Consider the following 24,561-nt stretch of genomic DNA (forward strand, 5'->3'; position numbering starts at 1 on the left):
AATGAAAGCTGTTATAATTTGTTGAAGTCATAAGTCATTTATGATATGGTGTAAATGTGGAATAAATCACATACCAAACATACACCCCTTTTGTTTGAACGTGAACATTTCTCCCATTCCCTTTGAAGAAGAGCATTCACTCCCCCCCAGGAGCGGATGCTCTTTTCTTTATGTTATTTTCATAGTAAAAAGTCGAAGCCCCCAAGTAATTGGTGGGCTTCGACTAGTATAAGGACTATTTAATTAGTGAACAATTAGGTTGCTTTTTGCGCCATAACGTACGATCTTGAAATGGAATTCGTTCGATTTCCTGTTTCAGTAAGCGTTTCTTTAATTCGCGTTCAGCTTCTTTTTCTGTCACATGACACATTTCTGCGATTTCTGTCGTGGTGAGTAGATCGAAGCGATTGAACAAAGAATCAATAGAAGGGGGAATCTCTGGTAGAAGTTGTCCTCCGACTAGTTCTTCTAAAATCTGTTCGTAGATTGTGTAGTCATAGAGACCGCTCACTTTCAATCCTTCGTCTTCAATGTTGCTATTGAAGAAGACGAAAGTTGGAGCTTCATCCACTTCCATTTCGTTACCTAAATACATATCGACTTGCAAAGCACGTGATGTTTCTTCAGAAGTAAAATCTGCAATAAATTCATCTACGTCTAAATTAATGCGTGCAGCAATTTCAATGAGTACTGAATAGGATGCGACGTCACGCTTTTTCAAAAAGGAATACTCAAGTAAACAGGACAAGTAACGGAATCCAGCTCTCTTACCTTGGAACTCGGCAGCTTTTACTGCAATATTAGGAAAACAAGGATTTGACCGCTTCGTTGAATTCGCATCGTTCGGATCTATTAAAGAAGGTGGATTCAGTTTTGTCATAGGCGTTCTCAACGCGATGCGTAACGTAAAATAATGATCGTATTGGACTTGCATTTTACGTAGCAAAGGTTGCAGTGACCAACAATCCTTACAATAAGGATCTAGAAATACATAGAGTTCAATGGGCTTTACTGAAGCAGAGTAGTGTAACGTATCATCAATAACAGTTAGATAGTTCACTGATCTTCCTCCTCGTTCCTATTTACCATATGGTTGGCTGTTAAGACAAGGCGCTTATAGTAGACTTCCCGAAGTGGACCCTCCAGTCCTACGTCGTCCATTGCCTCAGCCATGCAAGCTAGCCATGCTTCCGCGCGTGTAGGTGTGATAGGGAAAGGGTTATGTCGGGCTTTCATCATAGGATGTCCATGCTCTTCAGTGAACAGGTTGGGTCCACCTAGATATTGTGTTTGAAATTGTTTTTGCTTCCTAATGGTTTCGGATAAATCATCAGGGAATATTGGAATGAGGTCTGGATGAACAGCCACTTTTGCGTAAAATGTTTCAATCAGTTCGTGCAACTTTTTCTCGCCGATCTCCTCAAAAGGGATGACAGGTTTTCGAGTCATTGAATTCACACCCCTTCGTTCATCTGTATCTGTATTCTATCAACGAACGAATTTCTATACAAATAAAAGAACTTATTTTATTTCTTGTTATATAGCAGATTTGCTGTTTAGAGTCGGATAAACCATTGGTACTAGTGACTCGATGGACGCCGTTGACCTGCGTTCCGCGGGCACGGCTTCGATCTCCTTGTCCGCTTCGAGTACAAAGATGTATTCCTAACGCTTCGCTTTTACTCACAAAAGCCGTACTTCGCAACGGCTCTTCCTGCGGGGCTTTCAGCTCTCGTTTTTCCCCTGGAGTCGCCTTGCACTCCGATCAACTGAATAGCTTTTTAGAAATAGTATGCGGAATCATTGATGTAATACAGAATATTACACCATTTGCTGGTAGTAGTTCATGACTTTTTTTACGTAGTTCTGGGTTTCTTTGAAGGGAGGGATGCCTCCGTATTTTTTTACGTTCCCCGGTCCAGCGTTGTAGGCTGCTAGTGCCATTTCGTTTGAGCCGAATTGGTTAAGCATGTTGCGCAGGTATTTGGCTCCGCCCATGATGTTTTGTTTTGGATCCATGGGGTTGGATACGCCAAGGTATTTGGCTGTGCCTGGCATTAGTTGCATGAGTCCGGCTGCGCCTGCATGACTTTTTGCGTTGCTTTTAAAGTTGGATTCTTGTTTGATGACGGCAGCAATTAGTTTTTCCGGTAGTTGATATTTGTCGGCAGCTTGTTTGATGATGTCTGCATATGGATTGTTCGTTCCTGGTGACGAGGTGGCGGGTGATGTAGCGGTAAATTCTTCAACTAGGTTTGTGGATATGCCAAACGGTATTACGTTGCTTCCTTGGCTAAATAGTTGCTCGGATTGTTTTGCGAGTTCAGGGCTCAATTGATTGCCTTCCATCAATTGTGTAAGCATCATTTGAAATTCATTGGTGCTAGTCGGTGGATTGCTACTAAAGGACTGAACCGCTCCAAGAGTTTGCAATGTATTGATTTCAAGGAGCAACCGAGTGTTAATTGGGTTGAGATTCATACTTTTTCCTCCTGTTTTTTGAAGATAGTAAATGTATTCATTTATTATATTCATTATACCAACTTTCTTACTATAATGCACAAGAACGAAATGCAACTATGTGTGGCATATGGTAGACTAAACGTAAACACTTAATTAAGGAAGTGGATGTCTTGGTTATGAAAAATGAAATCATTGAAACAAGTAAGAACGGTAATGAAATTCAATTTATATTGAATCCTGAGGCAGAGTGGCCGTTAGGTTCTCCAACTGGAAAAATGTTGACAGACACGGATCGTCAATCGTTTGTATATATCTTTGATCACGAGAGTGGCTATCGTTATGCGAATTTCCCAAAGGATAGTTGGAGCGGACTAGTGGATATGCTGTTACAGCAAGCAGAACCCGTATTGATTTGGCAAGATGAGAAAATATTATTAACAGGTGCTGCAGACGAATTGCAGGCGTTGATTTTCAATATTGAGGGTAATGATAACTATGGCGAGGAATTCAGTACAGCTGTCGAAGAAATATTCAGGCCGGTGCTGGAAAAGGTGAATTGATATATGGCGAAACAAATTCACAAAAAGAATGGAAGTGACGTAATGAAATTCACAATTCAGTCGCGAAATGACGAGATATCCAATAAGTTAATGAAAGAAGCACGTGTGTATTTACGCGATTTCGGTTTGAAATACGATGAGGAAGAACCGGATATTGTCTTGTCCATCGGTGGGGATGGAACGCTATTACATGCTTTCCATAAATACATACACCGCTTAGATAAGACATCGTTTGTGGGGATTCATACGGGACACTTAGGGTTTTATGCAGACTGGAAACCATCTGAAATAGAAAAATTGGTAATCTTGATCGCAAGACAAGAGTACGAAGTCATCGAGTATCCTTTGATTGAAGTAACGATCAATTATCGTCATTCTGAAAAAAGTGCATCTTATTTAGCGTTGAATGAATCCACAGTTAAGTCACCTGAAGTTACTTTGGTGATGGATGTTGAGTTAAATGGAGAACACTTTGAACGCTTTAGGGGAGATGGACTTTGCATGTCGACACCGTCTGGTTCAACTGCTTACAGTAAATCTCTTGGTGGTGCGATTATCCATCCTTCATTGCCATCCATGCAATTGACGGAAATGGCATCAATTAATAACCGGGTTTTCCGTACAGTCGGATCTCCACTCATTTTACCGGATCATCACATCTGTACATTGACGCCTGTAAAAGGCCCTGATTTCATGGTAACAGTCGATCATTTACAGCTCCTTCATAAAGATGTTAAATCCATTGAATACAAAGTATCCAATGAAAAAATGGGCTTTGCACGCTTCCGTCCTTTCCCATTCTGGAAACGTGTAGAAGAATCATTCGTAGCGAGTGATTTAATCTATGAACGTGAAGATGATGAAAAGAAAAAATAATACGTTGTTTCAATTACAATTCGTTGTGAAGGAAAGTGGCCTGCTTCGTGAATTTTTGGCACAGCATGAAATTTCCAAAACGACGTTAACAGCTATTAAATATCGCGGCGGAGAGATTCTGGTGAATGGACAGTCTCAAAACGTGCGTCATAAGTTGCAGCCATATGATCAAGTGACAGTATTGTTCCCTCCAGAACAGGTGAGTGATGGGTTGACTCCACAAGAGGGTGCTTTATCCATTTTGTATGAAGATGAAACCCTTCTGGTGCTTGATAAACCAGCTGGACAGAGCACGATACCTTCTCGCAATCATCCTTCTGGAACGCTTGCGAATTTTGTCTGTGGAAAATTTGAAAGAGAAGGTATTCTTTCAACTGCTCATATGGTGACACGCCTTGATACAGATACATCAGGAATTATTTGTGTGGCGAAAAACCGCCATATCCATCATCTTTTGAGCAAGCAGATGGCGCAAGATTTGTTTCAACGCCAATATACTGCATTCGCACAAGGTATCATTACTACACCATTCGTGACGATCGAACAACCGATTGGCAGAAAAGAAGGTAGTATCATTGAAAGAGTTGTACGGCAAGATGGTCAGTATTCAAAAACGGATATATCAGTAAAGGCGCATTATCGTAATGCAGAAGACTGTTTCTCCGTCATAGACTTGACGTTGCACACAGGCCGTACGCATCAAATTCGTGTGCATATGCAATGGCTCGGTCATCCGCTTGTGGGTGATGATTTATACGGTGCGAACCTAGATGTATTCCCACGCCAAGCATTGCATTGCTCGGGCGTCAGTTTACTTCACCCAATCACGAGAAAGAGAATGCATTTTACTAGTCCGTTGCCGGGAGATATGAAATACTACTTACGGCAAAGTCAGCAAGTGTGCGGATTCTCTCAACAGCAACAACCCTGAAAATGTAAAATAATATGTACGGTGTATAGGAACTTACTAGTACGTGAGAGCGTACTGTATGTGCAGAAGGGAAGGTGTGAAATCATGACTACTCAACCAGAACAAATGAAAAGTGAAATTGTTTTGGATATAGATAAGTTGCGAGAATTGCTAATCAACGAAGATATCCATTCGTTCAGACAGGAATATCTTGCACTTCATCCATATGATCGAGCGACTTTTTATGAAGAAGTTGGTGCAGAGCTTCGGGAATTAATGTATTTTTATCTATCACCAAAAGAACTTGCAGAAATATTTGAAACAAGTGAAATTGAAGAAGATGAATACGAAGAGTTCCTTGAGGAGATGGACGCGACATATGCCGCAGAGATGATTTCATACATGTTTGTGGATAATGCGGTAGATGTCCTGAAAGAACTAGATAAAAAGAAAGTCGTCAGCTATCTAACGTTGATGGATAAAGAAGCTGCGATTCAAATTAAAGCATTACTACACTATGAGGAATATACAGCCGGTTCGATCATGACGACAGAATTCGTTACGGTTTCTGAGAATTCAACTGTTCGTTCCGCTATGACCATTTTGCGTAGTGAAGCACCAAGCGCCGAGACGATTTACTATATTTTCGTTGTAGATGACTTTCAACGTTTAACAGGGGTCGTTTCGTTACGTGACTTAATTATTGCGGATGAAGATACATTAATTCGTTCCATTATGAGTGATCGCGTCGTTAGCGTATCTGTTTCCGATGATCAGGAAGACGTTGCTCGCACGATTCAAGACTATGATTTCTTGGCTGTGCCTGTTGTTGACTTCCAACAACATATTTTGGGGATTATCACAGTTGATGACATTATCGATGTTATCGATGAAGAAGCATCGGATGACTATTCTAAGCTTGCTGGTGTCTCGACAATGGATACATTTGATAAGAACCCATTCTCTGCTGCAAAAAAACGGATTCCCTGGCTGCTAATTTTATTAATTCTTGGAATGTTGACAGCCAACTTAATTGACCTATTTACTGAAACGATTTCCCAAGTTGCACTATTAGCAGCATTTATTCCTTTAATCGCTGGAACTGCCGGAAATAGTGGGACACAGTCATTGGCTGTTGCGGTTCGTGGTATTGCAACGCGTGATATTGAAGATGAAAGTAAGATAAAGTTACTAATACGAGAAGCGGGCACTGGGATTATTACAGGTGTGATTTGTGCGATATTCGTAGTCCTGTTAATCTTTATCTGGAAGCATGAATTAGTTATTGCTTTACTTGTAGGAGCAGCGATGATGGTCTCTATTTTCGTTGCAACCATTTCAGGGTCATTTATTCCATTATTTATGCATAAACTCAAAGTGGACCCGGCTGTTGCCTCAGGACCATTTATTACAACTCTTAACGACGTGATCAGTGTCGTCATTTATCTAGGACTTGCAACAGTATTCCTTAGTTCTTTATGAACTGGGAATATTGTTTTTTTTATTTCGGAACGTTAGGCGTTTAGCTCACATATGCTAACTAAAAGGAAGTGATGAAAATGCATCATGAAAAGCCGTTACTGTTCATCTCAAGCCCGATTATTAGAAAATATCGGTTTACGCCTATTACAGAAGAAGAAGAAAGCACGTCCGTTTTCCAACCGGAAAACACAAGAGCAGTGGAACGTATCAACGATTTAACCGCACCTAAAAACTCATTGGCACAAGAGTCACCAATGATTCAACAAGAATCAGTAGCTACTCAACTTTTCCGTGAAAGATTAGAATACTTACAACACCCATTCCGCAAAGAATTATATGCTCCATTAGAAATCATCACCGAGAACGGTGTCATTAAAGGCAAGCTGCACAATCTAGAAAACGAAATTGTCTGGATCAACTCGAACAAAGAAATAACGTCAATCCGTATTGAAGAAATCTTAGATATCCTCTGGAAACAGCAATCATTTACTATTTAATTTTTACTACTCAAAAGGCGAACCTATTAAATGGGTTCGTCTTTTTGTTCTTTTCTATACCTAAAAAAAGGACGAACCCTATGAATATAGGATTCGCCATTTAGCATTGCAAGTAACAAATTAATCTTCGTCGCAGAAATCGATATACACATCATCAATACACTGAATACCGCAGAAACAACTCAAGTCAACCGTCAAACACGTATTCGTAGGTCCGAAACCATTCACCTTACAAATTTTTTCATAACAGATCTTTCCGTCCGTAGTAATATCAAACGGCTTTCCGTTATATAAAGGCTGCAATACTTGAATGGTAGCACAGCAAGAATCAAACACTGTCTGTACGCGGAAAAATACGGAAACACAGCTCGTATGCATATGAGGTGCTGACTTGTGATCAGCTAATGACTCCTCTGCCGTCATTTTAGGATAATACTTACGTTTTCCACCTCGGAACACTGCCTTGAAATAGTCCCCGTTACCCGTCAGTAAACTGAACACGCGTGTGTTGACACGGCCTCTAACTGGGCTGACCAAACTGCCAAGTGGTGCCATGAAACAATCTGTATCACACTCTACGCAATCCACTTCGGGACACGTATTCTGGACGCGTTGGATAAAGCGTACTACTTCACAAATACAATTCGACTTATGACAACCATCATGTTTGTTGTCTTTCTTTTCACATCCCACTACTGTCCACCTCCTGTTTGTCGTTCTCTATACTTTATGCATGGGTAATCGACATGACAGGGCGCTTTCCTCAATATGCATAAATCCGACATAAAAGATACATGCTAGACAGAAGGGAGGCGTTGCATTTGAAGAAGCTGAGTATATTGTTAATTATTCTTGGTCTACTTACTGGTTGCAGTGAAAAAGGAACGTATATTAAAAATACAACTTCGCAGGATGAGAATTCGGTAGAGAAAGTCATAATGAGTAATGACCATGTAAAGCTAGCAAAGGTACTGTTATTTGAAGATGAATTGCTGGCAGGTATTCGTGTCAATACGTTTTCCCGATTTCAAAAGAAATCCATTGCTACTGACATTAAGAAAAAATTGGAAAAAGAGTATCCTGATTTAAAAATTACGGTATCAGCAGATAGTAAAATTCTGTTGGAAACGGAGAAGTTGATTCGTAAAAAAGGTGAAAAAGATTATCAAAAGAAAATAGATAAAATCAAATCAATTGAAAAGGAGCAAACCTAATGCAACAAGAAAAGTATGCCCAAATAGAGAAAGAGTTATCACCTAAACCTCCTATTTTGAAAAATGTAATTAGAGCTTTCTTGACAGGTGGTTTGATTTGTCTGGTTGGACAGTTCATTGCACTCTTTTATATTACGTACTTTGATTTTACGGAACGGACCGCGAGTAATCCAACTGTTGCCACAATGATTTTCATTGCGATGTTGTTAACGGGATTTGGATTATATAAAAAGATTTCTCAATTTGGTGGAGCAGGGGCAGCTGTACCGATTACAGGATTCGGTAACGCCGTCGTTTCGGCTGCTATAGAACATAAGTCAGAAGGATATGTACTAGGTGTGGGCGGGAATATGTTTAAATTAGCGGGTTCAGTTATATTATTTGGTGTTTTTTCTGCCTTCGTTGTAGCGCTGATCAAGACCATCTTAGTGAAATTTGGTGTGGTCTCATGGTGAAACGAGGCGTGTTAACCTTTCATTCCAAGCCAAGTATTTACGCAACAGGCGTAACAGCAGGACCATTGGAAAAAAACAAAAGCGTGTTTGCACAGCAATTTGATAAAGTATACGAAGATGAGCGTTGTGATTTACCGACCAACGAAGACGGTCATAAGCAGTTAATGTATGATGCTGTATTGATTGCACTCAGTAAAGCGAAGAAACAACCGGAGAAAATCGACTTTTTCTTAACTGGTGATTTGGTTAATCAAATGACCCCTTCAAATTTTACAGCCCATGCACTAGCTATTCCGTATATTGGTCTGTTTTCAGCATGCGCTACTTCAGTCTCTTCTATGATTACTGCGGCATTACTCGCGGATGCTAAGCAAGCGAACTGGATTATGGCAGGTTCTTCTAGTCAACATAACGCAATTGAACGACAGTTTCGATATCCACTGGAGTATGGATCGCAAAAAGGTGCAACTGCACAGTGGACGGTCACGGCAGCGGGTGCAGTATTGATTGGACAACATAAACAAGGGACTCCAGTTATTAATTGCGCTACTGTAGGTAAAGTGATAGACATGGGAATGACGGATCCTTTGAATATGGGATCTGCGATGGCCCCAGCTGCCTGTGATACATTGATGAATCATTTAACAGGACATAATAGGACGATCGATGACTATGACACGATTATCACTGGAGATTTAGGAAGTAATGGTTTCAAAATACTTAAAGCGTTGGCAAATGAAAATGGTTTACCACATACGAAAAACTTTCGGGATGCCGGAGAAGAGTTTTATGGAAATGATCCGTCCTTTAAAGCGGGAGCAAGTGGTTCTGGTTGTTCAGCAGCGGTGTTTCTTTCAGACGTCTATCAAAAAATGCTGACGGGAGAGTATAAGCGGGTTTTATTGTTGGCAACTGGTGCGTTGCTATCTCCTTTGTCATTTCAACAAGGGGATACGATTCCGTGTATTGCCCACGCGATTGAACTGTCCATGGATGAGGTGACGGCAGAATGATATCTATATACATCACAGCGTTTATAGTAGGTGGCTTAATTTGTGTCATTGGACAATTGCTAATGGATGTCGCCAAATTAACGCCTGCCCATACATTAGTTTCGTTGGTTGTGGCAGGGTCGGTACTGGACGGCATTGGCTGGTATGAACCATTTATTGATTTCGCTGGTGCGGGAGCTACGATTCCCATTACGTCATTCGGTAACGCGTTGACACACGGCGCAATGGCGGAAGCGGAGAAACATGGTCTGATCGGTGTGGTAACTGGAATGTTTGAAGTGACAAGTTCGGGAATCAGTGCGGCAATCATTTTCGGACTAATCGGTGCGTTGCTCTTTACTTCAAAAGGAAATGTCTAAAATACTCAAATGCCCTCTCCAATTCATTCTTCTCTGCATATAGTAGAGGAGATAGGAAGGAGGGGTTTTTCATGTACGGATGTTATCCATCTCAAGGTTTCGGCGGTTACGGATACGGCGGAGGATGCGGTGAAAGATATGGCGGTTCTTCATTCGTCTTGATTGTAGTTCTGTTTATTTTATTGATCATCGTAGGCAGAAGCTATTTCTAAGGAGGAGAACTGAATATGAATGATTCATTCTTTAAAAAAATAGAATCTAAAACGGGTGTGCCAATGGAAGAAGTCTTTGCATTAGCGAATGCCATCCAATACGCCGATTTCAAAGACGAAAAACAAGTGAGAAAAATCATTCAAAAGGTAAGTCAAGTAGCAAACAAAGACGTGCCACAATCAGTAGAAGATGAATTAGTCAACTCTATCATAACAAGTGGTAAAGGACTGAATTTGAACGATATTTCACAAATGCTTGGCGGTAAGTAATATAAATTTACTAAAAGATGTTTATGATGCTTGCTAAGTGGGTAAACTAGTAATGATGATATAGTGAAGAGGGAGGTGTGCGTTATGGGTTATATACTACCAATACCAAACTATCAAGCACAGCAGTATGCAGAACGTATGAATAACGAACGGCATAATTTTGCTTATATCGGACGAGTAAATCCTGTGCGTCTGAAAAATGAGGAATCGAGCTATTGGGAAGACGTTGTAGCAGATGGAGCAAGACGTCGTGAAGAACAAATGGAGCAGCGAAAAAATCGCGCACCTCAACCTTTAGTGAAAAAAGGATTCATTGCTCCAAATCCAGCCCAATTCTCACCTGAAATTGCAGATGTCGTAGGAAAGGGCCGAGCGATTAACACATACGTCTGATACATTAAAAATCCCCTTCACCACTTAAAAAAGCGGTGAAGGGGATTTTTTTGCGCAATTAGTTGTTCTTCAAACTTTTTTCCATGGCACGATGAGGAATATCCGCATCCATAAACTCAGGAGATGTTACAACATAGCCTAGTTTTTCGTAAAAGGGCACAGCATAGGACTGTGCATTCAACACAAGTTTCTTCATGGAGTTTTTTAGTGCATGTTCTTCTAATGTGTTCATAATCAAAAACCCAAGATGTTTACCGCGATGTTCAGGTAAAATACAAATTCTCTCTATTTTACCGTGTGCATTTACTAGACCCCTCATTCGGCCGGCGCCGATTGGTTGATCCACTTCATCATAGACGACGAAGTGGATAGCCTCCTGATCGTGTTCGTCCAACTCGAGAATCAACGGGACGCCTTGTTCTTCCACAAATACTTTCTTGCGGACAGTATATGCATCCTGCTGTCCTATTTCATCTGAGACGATTTTTACAGTGATCTGCAAATCAAGACTCACGATCAAGACGGAATGTCTCGTACACTGTCCACGACCCGTCTTCTAGTTGATAAAGTAAATGAATACGATCGATGACTTCCGAATGGTCAACACCTACCATTTTCATTTGGTTAATGACATCATCATGTTCACCAGAAGTCAGGTTTTGCGCAATTGTAACATGCGGAACGAAAGCATAATTATTTTCATCATGATAGAAGTTTACATTTAAATCCTTGTGTAACGCGAGAATTTCGTCGTTTGGTACAACTTTAAAGTAAATGGTGTTCGTAGTCGGCGCGAATGAGCCGACTTTTGTAACGTTCAACTCAAAAGGGCTGTTTTTAATTGTAATTTCTTTTAACGCATTTGCTACTTCTTCAATTTCCTTGTCATTCGCTTCGAATGGATCTTTCAGCGTCATATGAGGTGTGATCAGCGCATAATGGGGATCATACCTCTTCCGATAGCCATTTGCTAAATCTTGAAGTTTTTTTGAAGGGAATGCAACAATACCGTATTTCATTTAAGATTGCCTCCTTGTGAATTGACTGAATTTTAGGTACATCTCTTTAAGTATATCAGAAAGTAGTCCAACGTGTCTCCTTCTATTACTAAAGGCTATTTATTTCGATCAGCGCGCGTCGAATATCAGGCTGCCATGACTTCCATGTATGATCTCCGTCCAGCTCTTCATAATAGTAAGGAAATCTTTTTTCTTTTATGACTTTATGCAACTCACGATTAGGTGTTAGAAAATCCAATCTGCCGTCAGCGGTTGTGGGTACATAGGTTTCTTTATCACCGATCACATGATAAATAGAAAGGTTGGCTGGGTTTTGATTGGTCTTCACTGATTCAAGTACTTGCTCATTAACGAATGGTGAATGCAACACTACTTTTCCGAAGCAATTTGGATATTTTAAAGCGGTCAATAAGGAGATGGATGCTGCTAATGAATCACCTATTAGCATTCTTGAAGAGCCCATTTGGTATGTTGGGTAGGTTTCATCAATATACTGAATTAACTCGTGTGCTAAAAAGCGGATATACGCTTTGTGTCGATCGCCTTCAGGGTGATACATACGTCTGCGTTCTTGCACCGTTTTGTATGGAATACCTACAATGATGACAGGTTCTATGATTTCTTCTTCCATTAATTCATCGGCAATTCGGCCAATCCGTCCGTATTGAAAATAGTCCTTGCCATCAGATACAAGCATGACATTGTGTTTGTACAAAGGGGAGTAGCGTGTTGGTAAATATATTAACAGTTCCATTTCTTCCTGTAGTTCATTGCTGTAAAAACGGATTTCTTCAATTTTTCCTGGATTCATTTTGTAGGACCTCCATAATTAATGTACACTTAGTAAATATCATACCGATAAATAACAGTGTAAAGCTAGTGAAAACTATTATGTATGAAGAGAGAGGAGAAATAATATGGATGAAGGTAAAAATATTGTTCATTCGGACGTCGTGACAGCAGCAACAAAAGACGCGCTGATCCGTCGCGGGGTTACAATTCAAGATATCGCAAAAATTGTTTATGAACTGCAAGTACCTTATAACAAAGGTTTGTCACTGGAACAGTGTGTTGACTCAGTAGAAAGCGTTCTTCGCAAACGTGAATTGCAGCACGCCATATTGGTCGGGGTTGAATTGGATGAAATGGCTGAAAGAGGTCAGTTATCGGAACCACTTCAACAAATCGTTGAATCAGACGAGGGCTTATTCGGAGTAGATGAAACGATCGCGTTGGGTGCGGTATACACGTATGGTTCAATCGCGGTGACTACATTCGGTCACTTAGATAAGAACAAAGTCGGCATCATTAACGATTTGGATACCAAAAAAGGAATTGGTATTCATACGTTCTTAGATGATTTGGTAGCAAGTGTGGCAGCGTGTGCAGCGTCAAGAATTGCGCACAGAACTCGTGATCTGCAAGAAGCAGGCCTAACGTTTAAAGATGTGCAGAATGGCAAGAGCTAATATCGAAATCGAACTGCCCTAGATCATTATTTCTAGCGGCAGTTTTTTGTTTAAAGTGAAGTTGTTGAGTGCTTGTTTGATTACGGTTCTGTTAGTAGTGAGAAATAAGCGGCGTTGGATTGTGGCTTTTGCACGTACTTTTTCTATTCGTGTATGGTCAGAAGTTTGCTGTTTTGCTGCCAATGTTAGTGGAGAGTTCATTGGTCCTACTACGACGCTGGTGGATGGCTTTCACAATGAGCCGCAGACAGGAAAGTCGCCTGTCTCTGTCTTCTTGCTACGACTATCACAGCAGTCGCCTTGGTTGGATTGTGTGTAAGGCCGTTCATATTCATCTTTTTCAAAAGCAGAAAATCAGTATCACCAAGTCGCAGATCTTCTTCCTATTAGAACCACAACCAAAATAAATACCACTTAGTAGCGCAGGCACAACTGCGGGGTAGGCCGTGGCGATGAGACAACTGGCAGCACTACCGCCAGCTGGCTCATGGCTGGAGGCAATCCCCCACGTGCCTGCGCGGGTCCAGAAAGCGAACACTCGCTACTTTCCGTACCCAACAACGAGTCGAGCAACGCCCCCCAACAAAAAGTGAACAAGACGCGCAGCCACATAGTCGTTCTACCAAACGCGTTTGTTCGTCGGGTACTATATGAATTTACTTTTCTCACCTAAATGAATCCAAAAGACTGAAAGATACTAATTCTGGGTATCTGACATGTGGTAAAAGCATTATATTGACAAGGGTGAATAGCATGAATGGTACATAAAAATTATATAAATTATTATATTGACAAGTTAAAGCGCTTTCATGGTAGAATGGTAATGTCTATGACTACAAATTGTAAAGGGGAGATGGTCACATGAAGAAAAACTCACTTCGCCTACTGGCGTTAGTTTCCATGCTCGCGCTTCTTGTGCTCGCAGCTTGCGGTAACGACGAAAAAGCTGATGGCGACAAAGACGCAGACGGAAACAAAGAAGAAGGTAAGGCAGAGCAAGACTACAAATTCTTAAGCTTACTTACTGGGGGAACACAAGGAACTTATTATCCACTAGGTGGATCATTTGCTGAATTCATTACCCAAGAGACAGGAATCAAGACGACTGCTGAAGTATCTCAAGCATCTGCTGCGAACATGACAGCGCTTAAAGATGGAGATGCAAACATCGCATTCGTACAAACAGACATCGCATACTACGCTTCTAAAGGTGAAATGATGTTTGACGGAGATGTAATCGACGGAGTATCTGCGGTTGGTTCACTTTACCCTGAAACAGTTCAATTGGTTACGTTGAAGAAAAGCAACATTAAGACGTTTGAAGACTTAAAAGGCAAAAGTATTTCAATAGGAGCGCCAGGTTCAGGAACAGCTGCAAACGCTGAGCAATTGCTTGAAATTCATGGTTTAGCTTTAAGTGATATCAAAGCACAAAACTTGGACTTCGGTGAGTCACAAGAGAGTCTACAAGCTGGACAAATCGACGCGGCATTCATTACAGCTGGAACTCCAACAGGTGCTGTTGAAGGTCTAAACGCTACTTCTGAAGTTTTCATTATTCCAGTAGAAGACGCTAAGGCTGATGAATTAATCGAGAAATATCCATACTACGCTAAAGAAATGATCCCTGCTGGAACGTATGGTTCTGAAGTAGAGACACCTGCAGTATCAGTAGGTGCAATGCTTGTTATGCAGAACGATATTTCTGAAGAACTTGGTTACCAGATCACAAAGGCGATTTATGAAAACGCTTCGAAAATCCAACATGCCAAAGGTGCTTTGATTAAAGCAGAAAATGGTTTGAATGGTATTGGTATTCCTGTACACCCGGGTGCACAGAAGTACTTTGATGAAGTGAACTAATAAACTGTCAGTTATCTGATAGGGTCACGAGGGACGGTAAAGCGAAAGCTTTGTCCGTCCCATTCTTAATTTTCAAAAGTTATGAGCGGAATTCATACATTATTATGTCTATTGCATGTAATGTAACAGAAAGGATTAAGCGGATGAAATCACGAAGAATAATTCTTCTGCTGACGTTTCTGATAGCAATTGTAATGCTGATCATATGGTTTTATCCATACAGACAAATGATCATACTTGAAGAGGTTCGGAGCGAACAGCCAAAAGCGTATTATCTTCCATTACACGAGAATCGAAATTTCCAAGTTCAGTATATTCACTCGATCCATTTGTCCAATGTGAAAGAGCAATATCGCATTACCGACAATGGAAAGCTCCGTTTCGAATGTATGCAGTATGAAGACGTAGCCATCGGATTACCAGGTTATGCTGAAGAAGGCGAAGCATTGCAAATAGAAGATGGCGTTTATACGCTTACATTCGAAAACCGCGTGATAGATTCGTTTGTTCTCTATATAGGTAGGGTGAATGCAGATCTGTCTTTGCGATATGAGCAACAAGATTATCATCTAAAAGAATTTCTTCAAAAGGGTCATTCTTATGAATTTCATGTGGCGAAGGTATCAAATTATAAGTTGTTAAAAGGAGTCAGATTAAATGGAAAATAATAAAGACCGGGAAAAAGATATTCCCACCATCTCCGATGAAGAAATGAGTACACTTTCTGAACAAGAGCAACTCGAAATTCTTCAAAAGTACGACCCGGAATCCAATACGAGAAATTTGAAAGGTTTATTAGGCAAGATTGTATTTTTCGGCTTATTGGCATTCTCGATATTCCAGTTGTATACGGCGATCGGTAAACCATTTACAGCTCAAATCCAGCGATCTATTCACTTAGGATTTGCTTTATCTCTTATTTTTCTCATGTTCCCTGCTAGAAAAAAGATCGGTGTACGCCGTGACAAAGTACCATTCTACGATATTATTCTTTCTTTATTGGCTATAGCCGTTGGTTTATACTGGCCGCTATTTATCGATGAGCTAGTATTTCGTGTAGGACGAGTATCTGATCTCGATTTAATTATTGGTATTTTAGCGGTTCTACTGACATTAGAAGCAGCGAGACGTGCGGTAGGATTACCGATTACAATCATCTCAGTCGTGTTTCTGGCGTATGCATTCTTTGGACCTTATTTCCCAGGGTTCCTTGCGCATAGAGGACAAAGCGTGGACAATCTTGTTCAATTAATGTTCTTTACAACGGACGGGATCCTCGGTACACCGATTAGTGTATCTGCCACCTTCATATTCGTCTTCCTGTTATTTGGAGCGTTCTTAGTGAAGACTGGTGTTGGTAACTACTTCAATGACTTAGCAGTAGTATTAGCAGGTCGTTTGACTGGTGGACCCGCAAAAGTCGCAATATTCTCAAGTGCGTTGCAAGGTACCATTTCAGGTAGTTCCGTAGCAAACGTTGTTGGATCCGGTTCATACACGATTCCAATGATGAAGAAGCTAGGTTATCGTAAAGAATTCGCTGGTGGAGTAGAGGCAGCAGCATCTACAGGTGGGCAGATTATGCCACCGATTATGGGAGCCGCTGCATTCCTGATGGTTGAATTCATCGGCGGTGTGACGTATTGGGAAATTGCCAAAGCGGCAGCTATCCCTGCGTTGCTGTATTTCACTGGAATTTGGATTATGACACATTTCGAAGCAAAGCGTGTTGGTTTGAAAGGAATGGACGCATCACAGATTCCGAATCGTAAAGAAACACTGAAGAAGATTTATTTATTACTACCGATTTTAGGTATTATTGTCTTCTTGTTGATAGGGATCCCAACGATGAAAGCAGCATTACTCGGTATCGTACTGACTATCGCTGTGAGTGCAATCAGCAAAGAAACAAGAATTGGATTGAAAGATATGATTGACGCGTTAGTAGACGGTGCTCGTACTGCATTGGCTGTAGCTGCTGCGACTGCTTGTGCTGGTATTATTGTCGGGGTTGTTGTCAAGACAGGTCTCGGGCTTAGCTTGGCAACTGGCTTGATTTCAGCTGCTGGCGGTAACGTCTTGCTTACATTGATTTTCACGATGTTTGCGGCTATCATTTTAGGCATGGGTTCTCCAACGACAGCTAACTATGTTATTACGTCTACAATCGCAGCGCCCGCCATCATTACATTATTGATGCTGGGTGAGCCTACAGGTGCAGCTGTGCCGATTGTAGTAGCAGTATCTGCACACTTATTCGTATTTTACTTTGGTATCATTGCCGATATCACACCGCCAGTCGCATTGGCTGCCTTTGCAGCTTCTGGTATTTCGGGTGGAGATCCGATTAAGACAGGTGTCACTTCTGCAAAACTGGCGATTGCCGCCTTCATCATTCCGTATATGTTCGTCTTTAATCCGGCGATGTTAATGCTCGACTCGAGTGTAACGGAGATTGTATGGGTGACGTTGACCGCCATTGTTGGTATGGTCGCCATCGGCGCAGGCATAATTGGCTTCTGGTATAGTAAATTGAACTGGATTATGCGGATTATTACGATAGGCACAGGTATGTTGTTGATCTATCCAGAAACTATGACGGATATCGTCGGTTTAGTATTATTCATCATCTTGTTCGCTTTCCAGTGGATGGGTAATAAGAAAAACAATACACCTAAATTAGCTTCAAATTAAATAACTCCTAAAAGACTTATCAGCTCGTAATTGAGTTGATAAGTCTTTTTGTTTCGATGAAATAAAAATATTTTGAAAAGCCTCCTCACTTTTCTGACAATTCACTAGTCTGATAACGTAAAAAGTACTAGATTAAAGTGAATTTCTAATAGAGGACGAGTCTAGTAGATATAAGGATTTTCACTGAAATGCGATTTCTAAAACACATGATAAAATAAATGTCAAGAAGCCGAAGGACTAGAAATTGGTGAAACTATTTTGGACTAATTACGCAGTTTTACCAACGCGAGTTCTGTATATACTACAAATAAGCGAATCAGTCATGACGAATAAAATATATAGGTCGGTACAGAAACCAATCAAATAAAAAAGGAGAGAAAATACTATGAATACACAAGAAACATGGTGGGAAAACGTGTTTGAAGGGCACTTAGCACATGGCTTTAACAAAGAACGTATGAGTGAGCTGGATCATGAAGAGTTTTTATATTTTGAGAATGAACCCATAGAAGAACAAGTAAATCCAATGCAGTAAACGAAAGGAGAAGCGTCCCTGAATATTGCAACGAATTTCCATAAAAATCGGTAATTTTTCGGGTAGCATAGAAAAATTATCGATTTTTAATTTCCTTGTTTACAACCAGGATAGATAATGCTATTATAGTATTTGTGCTTGAGAGCTTAACTAGCTCACTATAAAATGCACATCCTAGTATGATCGATTCCGTAGCTCAGCTGGGAGAGCGCCACCTTGACAGGGTGGAGGTCGCTGGTTCGAGCCCAGTCGGAGTCATAGGTGCCAAACCTAAGTTATTTACCGTCGGAACACGGTTTATAACAATAAGCAGTCCTATTAGACCGAATGTCTAGGGGCTGTTTTTTTTATGTCTAAATTTCAAATAAAGTTTGCATTACTGTCAAATCATATTCAATTACACTGATCAGTCATGCGGTGTATACTTATAGTGCGAGCACCTATTTAGATAAGCAGGAGGGCTAATATACGATGAAAAGAAAACAAGTAACATCTAATGTAAAAGAATATACAGTGGAAGAACCAATCGAACTATTACCGTATTTATTGAAGATCATGTCAAAAAGCAGTAGGAATTCGGTGAAATCCATTCTTACACGTGGCCAAGTTATGGTGGATGGTCAAATGACAACAAAACATAATCAGCCATTAGCTCCTGGGCAAAAGGTTGAAATACAAAGTAACAAAGCGGCTATAAATGTCTCGAAATTAGTCGGTGTATCTATACTTCATGAAGACGACGATCTCATCGTGATCAATAAAGATGCAGGCGTTCTTTCCGTAGCTTCGGAAAAAGAAAAAGATCAGACAGCTTATAGAGAAATTACGAAGTATGTTAAGAGAAGCCACCCTGAAAATCGAATCTTTGTCGTGCACCGTCTTGATCGAGATACATCAGGCGTGATGATGTTTGCCAAAAATGAAGAGACGCAGCAAGCTTTGCAAAGTACATGGAATGAATCCGTAAAGGAACGTTTGTATACTGCACTTGTCGAAGGAAAAGTACGAACAGAATCAGGAACTATTTCTTCTTGGTTAACGGAAAATAGTGCGTTCAGAGTTTATTCAAACCCAACTGATAATGGTGGTCAGCATGCCATTACACATTATAGAAGAGTACAAGCAAACAAAGATTGTTCATTGTTGGAAGTTCTTTTGGAAACGGGACGAAAAAATCAAATTCGTGTGCATATGGAAGAATTGGGGCATCCCGTTATAGGTGACAAAAAGTATGGCGCTACAGGTAACCCATTGCGCAGGGTGGGACTTCATGCTACAGCATTGTCTTTTTTACATCCACGTACAGGAGAGGTAGTACGATTTGAAGCAGAAGTGCCCCAGGTTTTCATTACGCGCTCTAAATAATAAACCGTGCAATTTGCAGTTCCTTGGTATTCCTAAGGAACTGCTTTTTAACGTCAATTCATTCAAATGAATATTTGAATGAATAAATTGACAAAATATATGGAATTGCATATACTAAAGCTAATCAATCAAATGGACAGTTGAATGATGAAGACGTTATAATGAACGAAATGTTGAGAGGACTGGTTACATGACTTCTGAGAAAAATGTCTATCGCCTGCAGAATTTATCATGCACAAGTTGTGCTGCGAAATTCGAGAAGAACATCCGCCAGATTGATTCTGTGGAAGATGTGCAGCTGAACTTTGGAGCATCCAAGTTAACAGTTGCGGGAGATGCCTCTATTTTGCAATTAGAAGAAGCAGGTGCATTTGACGGCATTAAAGTATTTCCTGAAAAACAGCGGATTATTAAACAGCATACGCCGTTTTGGAAAAAACGTGAAAATCAAACGACTATAGCTTCGTTAGTTTTACTACTAGCAGGGTATGCCGTATCTACCGCAAATGGTGATCATAACTGGCTGTCGATTGCTCTGTTTCTCTCTGCTATTATAATCGGCGGATTCAGTTTGATGAAAGAAGGATTAACGAATCTTTCCAAACTTGAATTTGATATGTCTACATTGATGACAATCGCAGTCATCGGTGCCGCGCTCATTGGTGACTGGGCAGAAGGTGCAGTGGTCGTCTTCCTCTTCTCTGTCAGTGAAGCATTAGAAAGTTACTCAATCGATAAAGCTAGAAATTCTATTACATCATTAATTGAAATTGCTCCCACGACTGCGACGGTACTTCGTGGTACTAATGAATATGAAGTAGATGTGGAAGATTTACGTATCAATGATGTCATTTTAATTAAACCGGGACAAAAAATTGCAATGGATGGTGAAGTCATTCAAGGTGACTCATCCGTGAACCAGGCCGCAATTACAGGTGAGTCTGTGCCTGTTCATAAAGCACTTGGAGACGAAGTATTTGCAGGTACATTGAATGAAGAAGGTGCAATGCAAGTCCGTGTAACAAAGCTTGCTGAAGATACTACAATTGCCAAAATCATTCACTTAGTCGAAGAAGCACAGGCAGAAAAAGCACCGACACAACAATTTATTGATCGCTTTGCGAGATACTATACACCAGCTATTTTAGTTACTTCGTTACTGATCATGATTATTCCGCCACTTTTCATGGGGGGAGTATGGGGCGAATGGTTCTATAAAGGTCTTGTCGTGTTAGTAGTTGGCTGTCCTTGTGCGTTAGTCATTTCAACACCTATTGCGATCGTTACAGCGATCGGTAACGCTGCACGTAATGGAGTGTTGATCAAAGGTGGCATTCATTTAGAAGAAACGGGACAGATCAAAGTCGTGGCGTTCGATAAAACAGGAACGTTGACTGAAGGGCGTCCAGAAGTAACAGATGTCTTGACGGTTTCGTCATTAACTGAAGATCAAGTATTGCAACAGGCAGCGTCAATCGAGAAGTTCTCCCAACATCCATTAGCCTCTTCCATTATGCGGGCGGCAGAGAAATTATCGCTTGAATTACTGGCAGTCAATCAATTCCAATCCATTACAGGCAAAGGTGCAAAAGCTGTGATTGGAGAGCATCTAGTGTATGTAGGAAGTCCAAATTTATTCAGAGAAATGAACACAGTGGAACAATCAATTGAACAGCAGATTCTCGCGTTGCAGAAGCAAGGTAAAACCGTTATGCTCGTCTGGTCTGAAGCAGGTCTAGAAGGAATTATAGCAGTAGCTGATCAAGTCCGTAAAAGTAGCTTGAAGGTTATCGAGAAGCTTCGTGAGATGGGTAAAAAGACCGTCATGCTGACGGGTGATAATCAATCAACCGCTCTAGCAATCGGAGAGCAACTTGGCTTATCGGAAGTCAAAGCAGAATTACTACCTGATCAAAAAGTCGAAATGATTAAATCGTTGACTCAATACGGTAAAGTGGCAATGGTGGGTGACGGAGTGAACGACGCACCGGCATTAGCTACAGCAAATATCGGTATTGCGATGGGCGGTGCAGGAACAGATACTGCACTTGAAACAGCAGATATTGCATTGATGGCAGATGATTTGGAGAAACTTCCATATACTATTAAATTAAGCTCACGCACTAAACAAATCATTCTTCAAAATATTTCGATCTCACTTGGATTAAAAGTCATTGCGCTATTACTCATTATTCCAGGCTGGCTAACATTATGGATGGCCGTCATGGCGGATATGGGTGCTACCGTCATTGTAGTATTAAATTCATTGCGGCTCATGAAAAATAAAATATAATGTAGGAGAAACTTCAGTCGAATAAATCGTCTGGAGTTTTTTCTGTTGAAGAAAATGGTAGACTGATCATAAGAACAATCATGAGGAGTGTGGATAGTTTGGCAATGACCCGTCTAGAACTTGAAGTGATTATGAACAAACAGAAACAATATTATACATCAGGAGTGACGCGCAGTATTTCATTCCGAAAAATGATGTTGGAAAAACTGTATAAAGCAATTCAAAAGCATGAAAAAAAAATTTTAGATGCATTGCATAAAGACCTACACAAACATCCCTTTGAAGCGTATGTAGCAGAAATAGGTTTCGTCTTATCCAGCATTACCCATATGATAGACCACTTGGATGAATGGGCAGCACCTGAAAAAGTGAAGACACCGCTCCATTTACAACCGGCAACGAGCTTTATCGTGAAGGAACCATATGGCACTGTATTGATCATTGGACCGTTCAACTATCCGTTCCAACTAGTATTTGATCCGCTAGTCGGTTCGATAGCAACAGGGAACTGTACGGTGTTGAAACCTTCAGAAGATGCATTGCATACGGCTAGCGTCGTAGATAAAATCATTTCAAGTGTATTTCCACCGGAGTATGTATCCGTGGTGCATGGTGAAAAAGAGGAAACGAAACTGTTACTTGACGCACCATTTGATTATGTATTCTTTACTGGAAGTGCAAAAGTAGGGAAAATTGTCATGAAAGCTTGTGCGGAGAGATTGACTCCATTGACGTTGGAGTTAGGCGGAAAGAGTCCAGCCGTTGTCGATCATACTGCTGATATCAAAAAGGCAGCGGAGAAAATTGTTTGGGGTAAGTACATGAATGCAGGCCAAACGTGTATAGCACCTGACTATGTATTGGCTGACGCTTCAATTTACGATGAATTAATCCATGAAATGAAGAGCGCTATCCAACGTTTTTACGGGGGTGACGCACAGAAGAGTGCTGACTACGGACGCATCATCGCGGATCGTCATTTCGATCGATTAGCGAACATACTAGATCAAGATCAAGCATATATCGTAGAAGGGGGCAAGACAGATGCCGCGGATAAATATATCGAGCCGACGATTTTAGCGCTATCAGACTGGAATAGCGCTAGTATGCAAGATGAGTTATTTGGTCCGATCTTACCTGTCCTGCCGTATGATAATTTAGGCGTCGCAATTCAGCAAATTAGTACGTTACCTAAGCCACTAGCTGCATACTTTTTCACTGAGAATGATGAGGCAGCTAATCATTTCATCGAAGTATTGCCATTTGGTGGCGGTTGCATAAATGACACGATATCACATGTCGCGAATATTCATCTACCGTTTGGCGGGGTAGGACCTTCTGGAATGAATCAATACCATGGAAAAGCAAGTTTTGAAACATTCACTCATTCGAAATCGATGATGAAAAAGAGTACGGCAGTCTCGGTACCTATTGCATTTCCTCCATACAAAGGAAAACTTCCATTAGTGAAGCGTTTCATTCGCTAACGGTAGCGAAATCCAAACTTTTGTCCACGCGCTTTGCTGGCTTTCGACCAGCAAAGTGCCTTTGTGGTCCACAATAATATTTTTAGTAATGAACATACCGAGACCTGTGCCATTTTCTTTTGTAGAAAAGAAAGGCTGATCAATGGATGCTAAGGTCAACTGATCCATTCCACAACCGTCATCCTCAATGCAAATGTGGAGAGTTTCTTCCTGGTTTGTCAGTGAAATTATAATGTTTCCAGTGTGCTCAATTGCATCGCAACAATTTGACAAGATATTGTAAAACGCTTGATGCAGTGAGGACTTGTCGCCTTGAATGAAAAGTTCTAATTCCTCAGCATTCAGTTGACATGAAATCGCACGTTCATCAAATTGCTCTTCAAATTCAATGAGCATTTCTTCGATGACTTCTAGAATAGAAACTGGCGCAGTATCATGTAAAGTTGGTTTTGCTAATGCTAGGAAATCCGTAACGATTTGGTTGACACGGCTAATTTCGTTCCCCATAATTTCTGTGAAATACGAGTAAGGATTCGCGGAGTCTTGATTCATTAACTGAATAAACCCCGTGATTGCGGTCATAGGATTTCGTACTTCGTGCGCTACTTTCGCTGCAATCATACTCATCGTTTGCAGACGTTCAAACTCAAGTGTCTTCTGCTCCATTTGCAAGCGACTAGTGATGTCTCGTGCAATATGAGAAATAGCGACCACTTCATTGAGCTCGTTAAAAATGGGTGTCATGCTAATTTCTGCTTGAAACAGTGTGCCATCTTTACGCATCTCAGTGACTCTTTCATTAGCTAACGATTGACCTTTATACAATAACTCACAACGTGCATGTACTTTTTCGTATTCAGTTTCAGGATAAAACGAAATGGATTTCTCTGAGCACTCCTCCAAAGTCCAACCATATAACTGTTCGAATGCAGGGTTACAAGTAATTATATTGTCATCCAAATCAAATACGGAGATCGCATCCTGTGACTGCTCGAAAAACAAGTCAAGATAATTCAAGTAACGTACTGTAGGAATAAATTCTTTTGACATTTTGATAGATACTCCATTCTATAATCCAGGGTGGATGTGATAAGAAAAGACGCGTATGATATGGGTAAATGATTCATTATAT

At 40.7% G+C, this 24,561-nt stretch carries 29 protein-coding genes and 1 tRNA gene; 22 read left to right on the forward strand and 8 right to left on the reverse strand.

Going from position 1 to position 24,561, the window contains the following annotated elements; genetic code table 11:
* Positions 1-235: 235 nt before the first annotated feature.
* The 3 genes from CSV80_RS12700 to CSV80_RS18115 form a co-directional block, all read right to left on the reverse strand.
* Positions 236-1,060 (reverse strand): DsbA family protein, encoded by an 825-nt coding sequence (locus CSV80_RS12700; protein ID WP_099671604.1) that lies wholly within the window; start codon positions 1,058-1,060, stop codon positions 236-238.
* Positions 1,057-1,449, reverse strand: coding sequence for a globin domain-containing protein (locus tag CSV80_RS12705; RefSeq protein WP_029052474.1), 393 nt, complete (start codon positions 1,447-1,449; stop codon positions 1,057-1,059). Before CSV80_RS12705 ends, CSV80_RS12700 begins: the two co-directional genes overlap by 4 nt.
* A 372-nt stretch (positions 1,450-1,821) precedes the next feature.
* On the reverse strand, positions 1,822-2,481 hold the full coding sequence (locus CSV80_RS18115) for a lytic transglycosylase domain-containing protein (RefSeq protein ID WP_099671603.1): 660 nt from the start codon (positions 2,479-2,481) through the stop codon (positions 1,822-1,824).
* A gap of 158 nt (positions 2,482-2,639) precedes the next feature.
* Between CSV80_RS18115 and CSV80_RS12715 the strand changes: the two genes are divergently transcribed.
* From CSV80_RS12715 to CSV80_RS12735, 5 genes are all read left to right on the forward strand, one after another.
* On the forward strand, positions 2,640-3,023 hold the full coding sequence (locus tag CSV80_RS12715) for a UPF0738 family protein (protein WP_143560508.1): 384 nt from the start codon (positions 2,640-2,642) through the stop codon (positions 3,021-3,023).
* A 42-nt stretch (positions 3,024-3,065) separates the two neighbouring features.
* A complete protein-coding gene (locus tag CSV80_RS12720) occupies positions 3,066-3,899 on the forward strand; it encodes an NAD kinase (protein WP_029052471.1) in 834 nt (277 codons plus the stop codon).
* Positions 3,868-4,830, forward strand: coding sequence for an RluA family pseudouridine synthase (locus CSV80_RS12725; protein WP_233201616.1), 963 nt, complete (start codon positions 3,868-3,870; stop codon positions 4,828-4,830). Before CSV80_RS12720 ends, CSV80_RS12725 begins: the two co-directional genes overlap by 32 nt.
* Positions 4,831-4,914: 84 nt before the next feature.
* The gene (mgtE, locus tag CSV80_RS12730) at positions 4,915-6,291 is read left to right on the forward strand and encodes a magnesium transporter (protein WP_099671601.1); all 1,377 of its coding nucleotides are present in this window, start codon (positions 4,915-4,917) and stop codon (positions 6,289-6,291) included.
* Between the two features lie 77 nt (positions 6,292-6,368).
* A complete protein-coding gene (locus tag CSV80_RS12735; RefSeq protein WP_099671600.1) occupies positions 6,369-6,788 on the forward strand; it encodes a hypothetical protein in 420 nt (139 codons plus the stop codon).
* Between the two features lie 120 nt (positions 6,789-6,908).
* On the opposite strand, the gene CSV80_RS12740 is transcribed toward CSV80_RS12735, so the two are convergent.
* Positions 6,909-7,481: a CotY/CotZ family spore coat protein gene (locus tag CSV80_RS12740; RefSeq protein WP_099671599.1), complete on the reverse strand. Its 573-nt coding sequence runs from the start codon at positions 7,479-7,481 to the stop codon at positions 6,909-6,911.
* Positions 7,482-7,609: 128 nt separating this feature from the next.
* On the opposite strand from CSV80_RS12740, the gene CSV80_RS12745 reads away from it, so the two are divergent.
* The 7 genes from CSV80_RS12745 (at position 7,610) to CSV80_RS12775 (ending at position 10,704) form a co-directional block, all read left to right on the forward strand.
* A complete protein-coding gene (locus CSV80_RS12745) occupies positions 7,610-8,002 on the forward strand; it encodes a hypothetical protein (RefSeq protein ID WP_099671598.1) in 393 nt (130 codons plus the stop codon).
* The gene (spoVAC, locus tag CSV80_RS12750) at positions 8,002-8,457 is read left to right on the forward strand and encodes a stage V sporulation protein AC (protein WP_029052465.1); all 456 of its coding nucleotides are present in this window, start codon (positions 8,002-8,004) and stop codon (positions 8,455-8,457) included. The genes CSV80_RS12745 and spoVAC overlap by 1 nt, the downstream gene beginning before the upstream one ends.
* Positions 8,451-9,470 (forward strand): beta-ketoacyl-[acyl-carrier-protein] synthase family protein, encoded by a 1,020-nt coding sequence (locus CSV80_RS12755; protein WP_099671597.1) that lies wholly within the window; start codon positions 8,451-8,453, stop codon positions 9,468-9,470. The genes spoVAC and CSV80_RS12755 overlap by 7 nt, the downstream gene beginning before the upstream one ends.
* Positions 9,467-9,829 (forward strand): stage V sporulation protein AE, encoded by a 363-nt coding sequence (spoVAE, locus tag CSV80_RS12760; protein ID WP_029052463.1) that lies wholly within the window; start codon positions 9,467-9,469, stop codon positions 9,827-9,829. The genes CSV80_RS12755 and spoVAE overlap by 4 nt, the downstream gene beginning before the upstream one ends.
* Positions 9,830-9,900: 71 nt before the next feature.
* Positions 9,901-10,041, forward strand: coding sequence for a YjcZ family sporulation protein (locus tag CSV80_RS18055; protein WP_081657799.1), 141 nt, complete (start codon positions 9,901-9,903; stop codon positions 10,039-10,041).
* A 15-nt stretch (positions 10,042-10,056) separates the two neighbouring features.
* A complete protein-coding gene (locus tag CSV80_RS12770) occupies positions 10,057-10,311 on the forward strand; it encodes a stage VI sporulation protein F (protein WP_099671596.1) in 255 nt (84 codons plus the stop codon).
* A gap of 84 nt (positions 10,312-10,395) precedes the next feature.
* Positions 10,396-10,704, forward strand: coding sequence for a hypothetical protein (locus CSV80_RS12775; RefSeq protein ID WP_099671595.1), 309 nt, complete (start codon positions 10,396-10,398; stop codon positions 10,702-10,704).
* Positions 10,705-10,762: 58 nt separating this feature from the next.
* On the opposite strand, the gene CSV80_RS12780 is transcribed toward CSV80_RS12775, so the two are convergent.
* From CSV80_RS12780 to CSV80_RS12790, 3 genes are all read right to left on the reverse strand, one after another.
* Positions 10,763-11,218, reverse strand: coding sequence for a GNAT family N-acetyltransferase (locus CSV80_RS12780; RefSeq protein ID WP_233208488.1), 456 nt, complete (start codon positions 11,216-11,218; stop codon positions 10,763-10,765).
* Positions 11,208-11,723: a YjcG family protein gene (locus CSV80_RS12785; RefSeq protein WP_029052459.1), complete on the reverse strand. Its 516-nt coding sequence runs from the start codon at positions 11,721-11,723 to the stop codon at positions 11,208-11,210. The genes CSV80_RS12780 and CSV80_RS12785 overlap by 11 nt, the downstream gene beginning before the upstream one ends.
* Positions 11,724-11,811: 88 nt before the next feature.
* Complete coding sequence (locus CSV80_RS12790; protein ID WP_099671594.1) at positions 11,812-12,534, reverse strand: alpha/beta hydrolase; 723 nt, start codon at positions 12,532-12,534, stop codon at positions 11,812-11,814.
* Positions 12,535-12,640: 106 nt separating this feature from the next.
* Here CSV80_RS12790 and CSV80_RS12795 point away from each other — a divergent pair, with 106 nt between their 5' ends.
* From CSV80_RS12795 to CSV80_RS12830, 10 genes are all read left to right on the forward strand, one after another.
* The gene (locus CSV80_RS12795) at positions 12,641-13,192 is read left to right on the forward strand and encodes a phosphatidylglycerophosphatase A family protein (protein WP_029052457.1); all 552 of its coding nucleotides are present in this window, start codon (positions 12,641-12,643) and stop codon (positions 13,190-13,192) included.
* A gap of 46 nt (positions 13,193-13,238) precedes the next feature.
* Entirely contained in the window at positions 13,239-13,511 is a 273-nt protein-coding gene (locus tag CSV80_RS17370; RefSeq protein ID WP_144034640.1) for a hypothetical protein, read from the forward strand.
* A 542-nt stretch (positions 13,512-14,053) separates the two neighbouring features.
* Complete coding sequence (locus tag CSV80_RS12800; RefSeq protein WP_099671593.1) at positions 14,054-15,055, forward strand: TAXI family TRAP transporter solute-binding subunit; 1,002 nt, start codon at positions 14,054-14,056, stop codon at positions 15,053-15,055.
* 194 nt (positions 15,056-15,249) lie between these two features.
* Positions 15,250-15,723, forward strand: a complete 474-nt coding sequence (locus CSV80_RS12805; RefSeq protein ID WP_158231987.1) for a DUF1850 domain-containing protein — start codon at positions 15,250-15,252, stop codon at positions 15,721-15,723.
* Entirely contained in the window at positions 15,713-17,749 is a 2,037-nt protein-coding gene (locus CSV80_RS12810; protein ID WP_099671591.1) for a TRAP transporter permease, read from the forward strand. The genes CSV80_RS12805 and CSV80_RS12810 overlap by 11 nt, the downstream gene beginning before the upstream one ends.
* Positions 17,750-18,134: 385 nt before the next feature.
* Positions 18,135-18,284 carry a hypothetical protein gene (locus tag CSV80_RS17670; protein WP_169535185.1) on the forward strand — a complete coding sequence of 50 codons (150 nt, stop codon included), beginning with the start codon at positions 18,135-18,137 and terminating at the stop codon, positions 18,282-18,284.
* 185 nt (positions 18,285-18,469) lie between these two features.
* Positions 18,470-18,542: transfer RNA gene (locus CSV80_RS12815), tRNA-Val, on the forward strand.
* A 213-nt stretch (positions 18,543-18,755) separates the two neighbouring features.
* The gene (locus tag CSV80_RS12820) at positions 18,756-19,649 is read left to right on the forward strand and encodes an RluA family pseudouridine synthase (RefSeq protein WP_099671590.1); all 894 of its coding nucleotides are present in this window, start codon (positions 18,756-18,758) and stop codon (positions 19,647-19,649) included.
* A 190-nt stretch (positions 19,650-19,839) separates the two neighbouring features.
* Complete coding sequence (locus CSV80_RS12825; protein ID WP_099671589.1) at positions 19,840-21,942, forward strand: heavy metal translocating P-type ATPase; 2,103 nt, start codon at positions 19,840-19,842, stop codon at positions 21,940-21,942.
* A gap of 98 nt (positions 21,943-22,040) precedes the next feature.
* Positions 22,041-23,429: an aldehyde dehydrogenase gene (locus CSV80_RS12830; RefSeq protein WP_369802841.1), complete on the forward strand. Its 1,389-nt coding sequence runs from the start codon at positions 22,041-22,043 to the stop codon at positions 23,427-23,429.
* Here the strand turns inward: CSV80_RS12830 and CSV80_RS12835 are convergent.
* Complete coding sequence (locus tag CSV80_RS12835) at positions 23,406-24,479, reverse strand: two-component system sensor histidine kinase NtrB (protein ID WP_099671588.1); 1,074 nt, start codon at positions 24,477-24,479, stop codon at positions 23,406-23,408. The genes CSV80_RS12830 and CSV80_RS12835 overlap by 24 nt on opposite strands.
* Positions 24,480-24,561: the final 82 nt, after the last annotated feature.

This window comes from Sporosarcina sp. P12(2017), from assembly GCF_002743035.1.
Taxonomy (GTDB): domain Bacteria; phylum Bacillota; class Bacilli; order Bacillales_A; family Planococcaceae; genus Sporosarcina; species Sporosarcina ureae.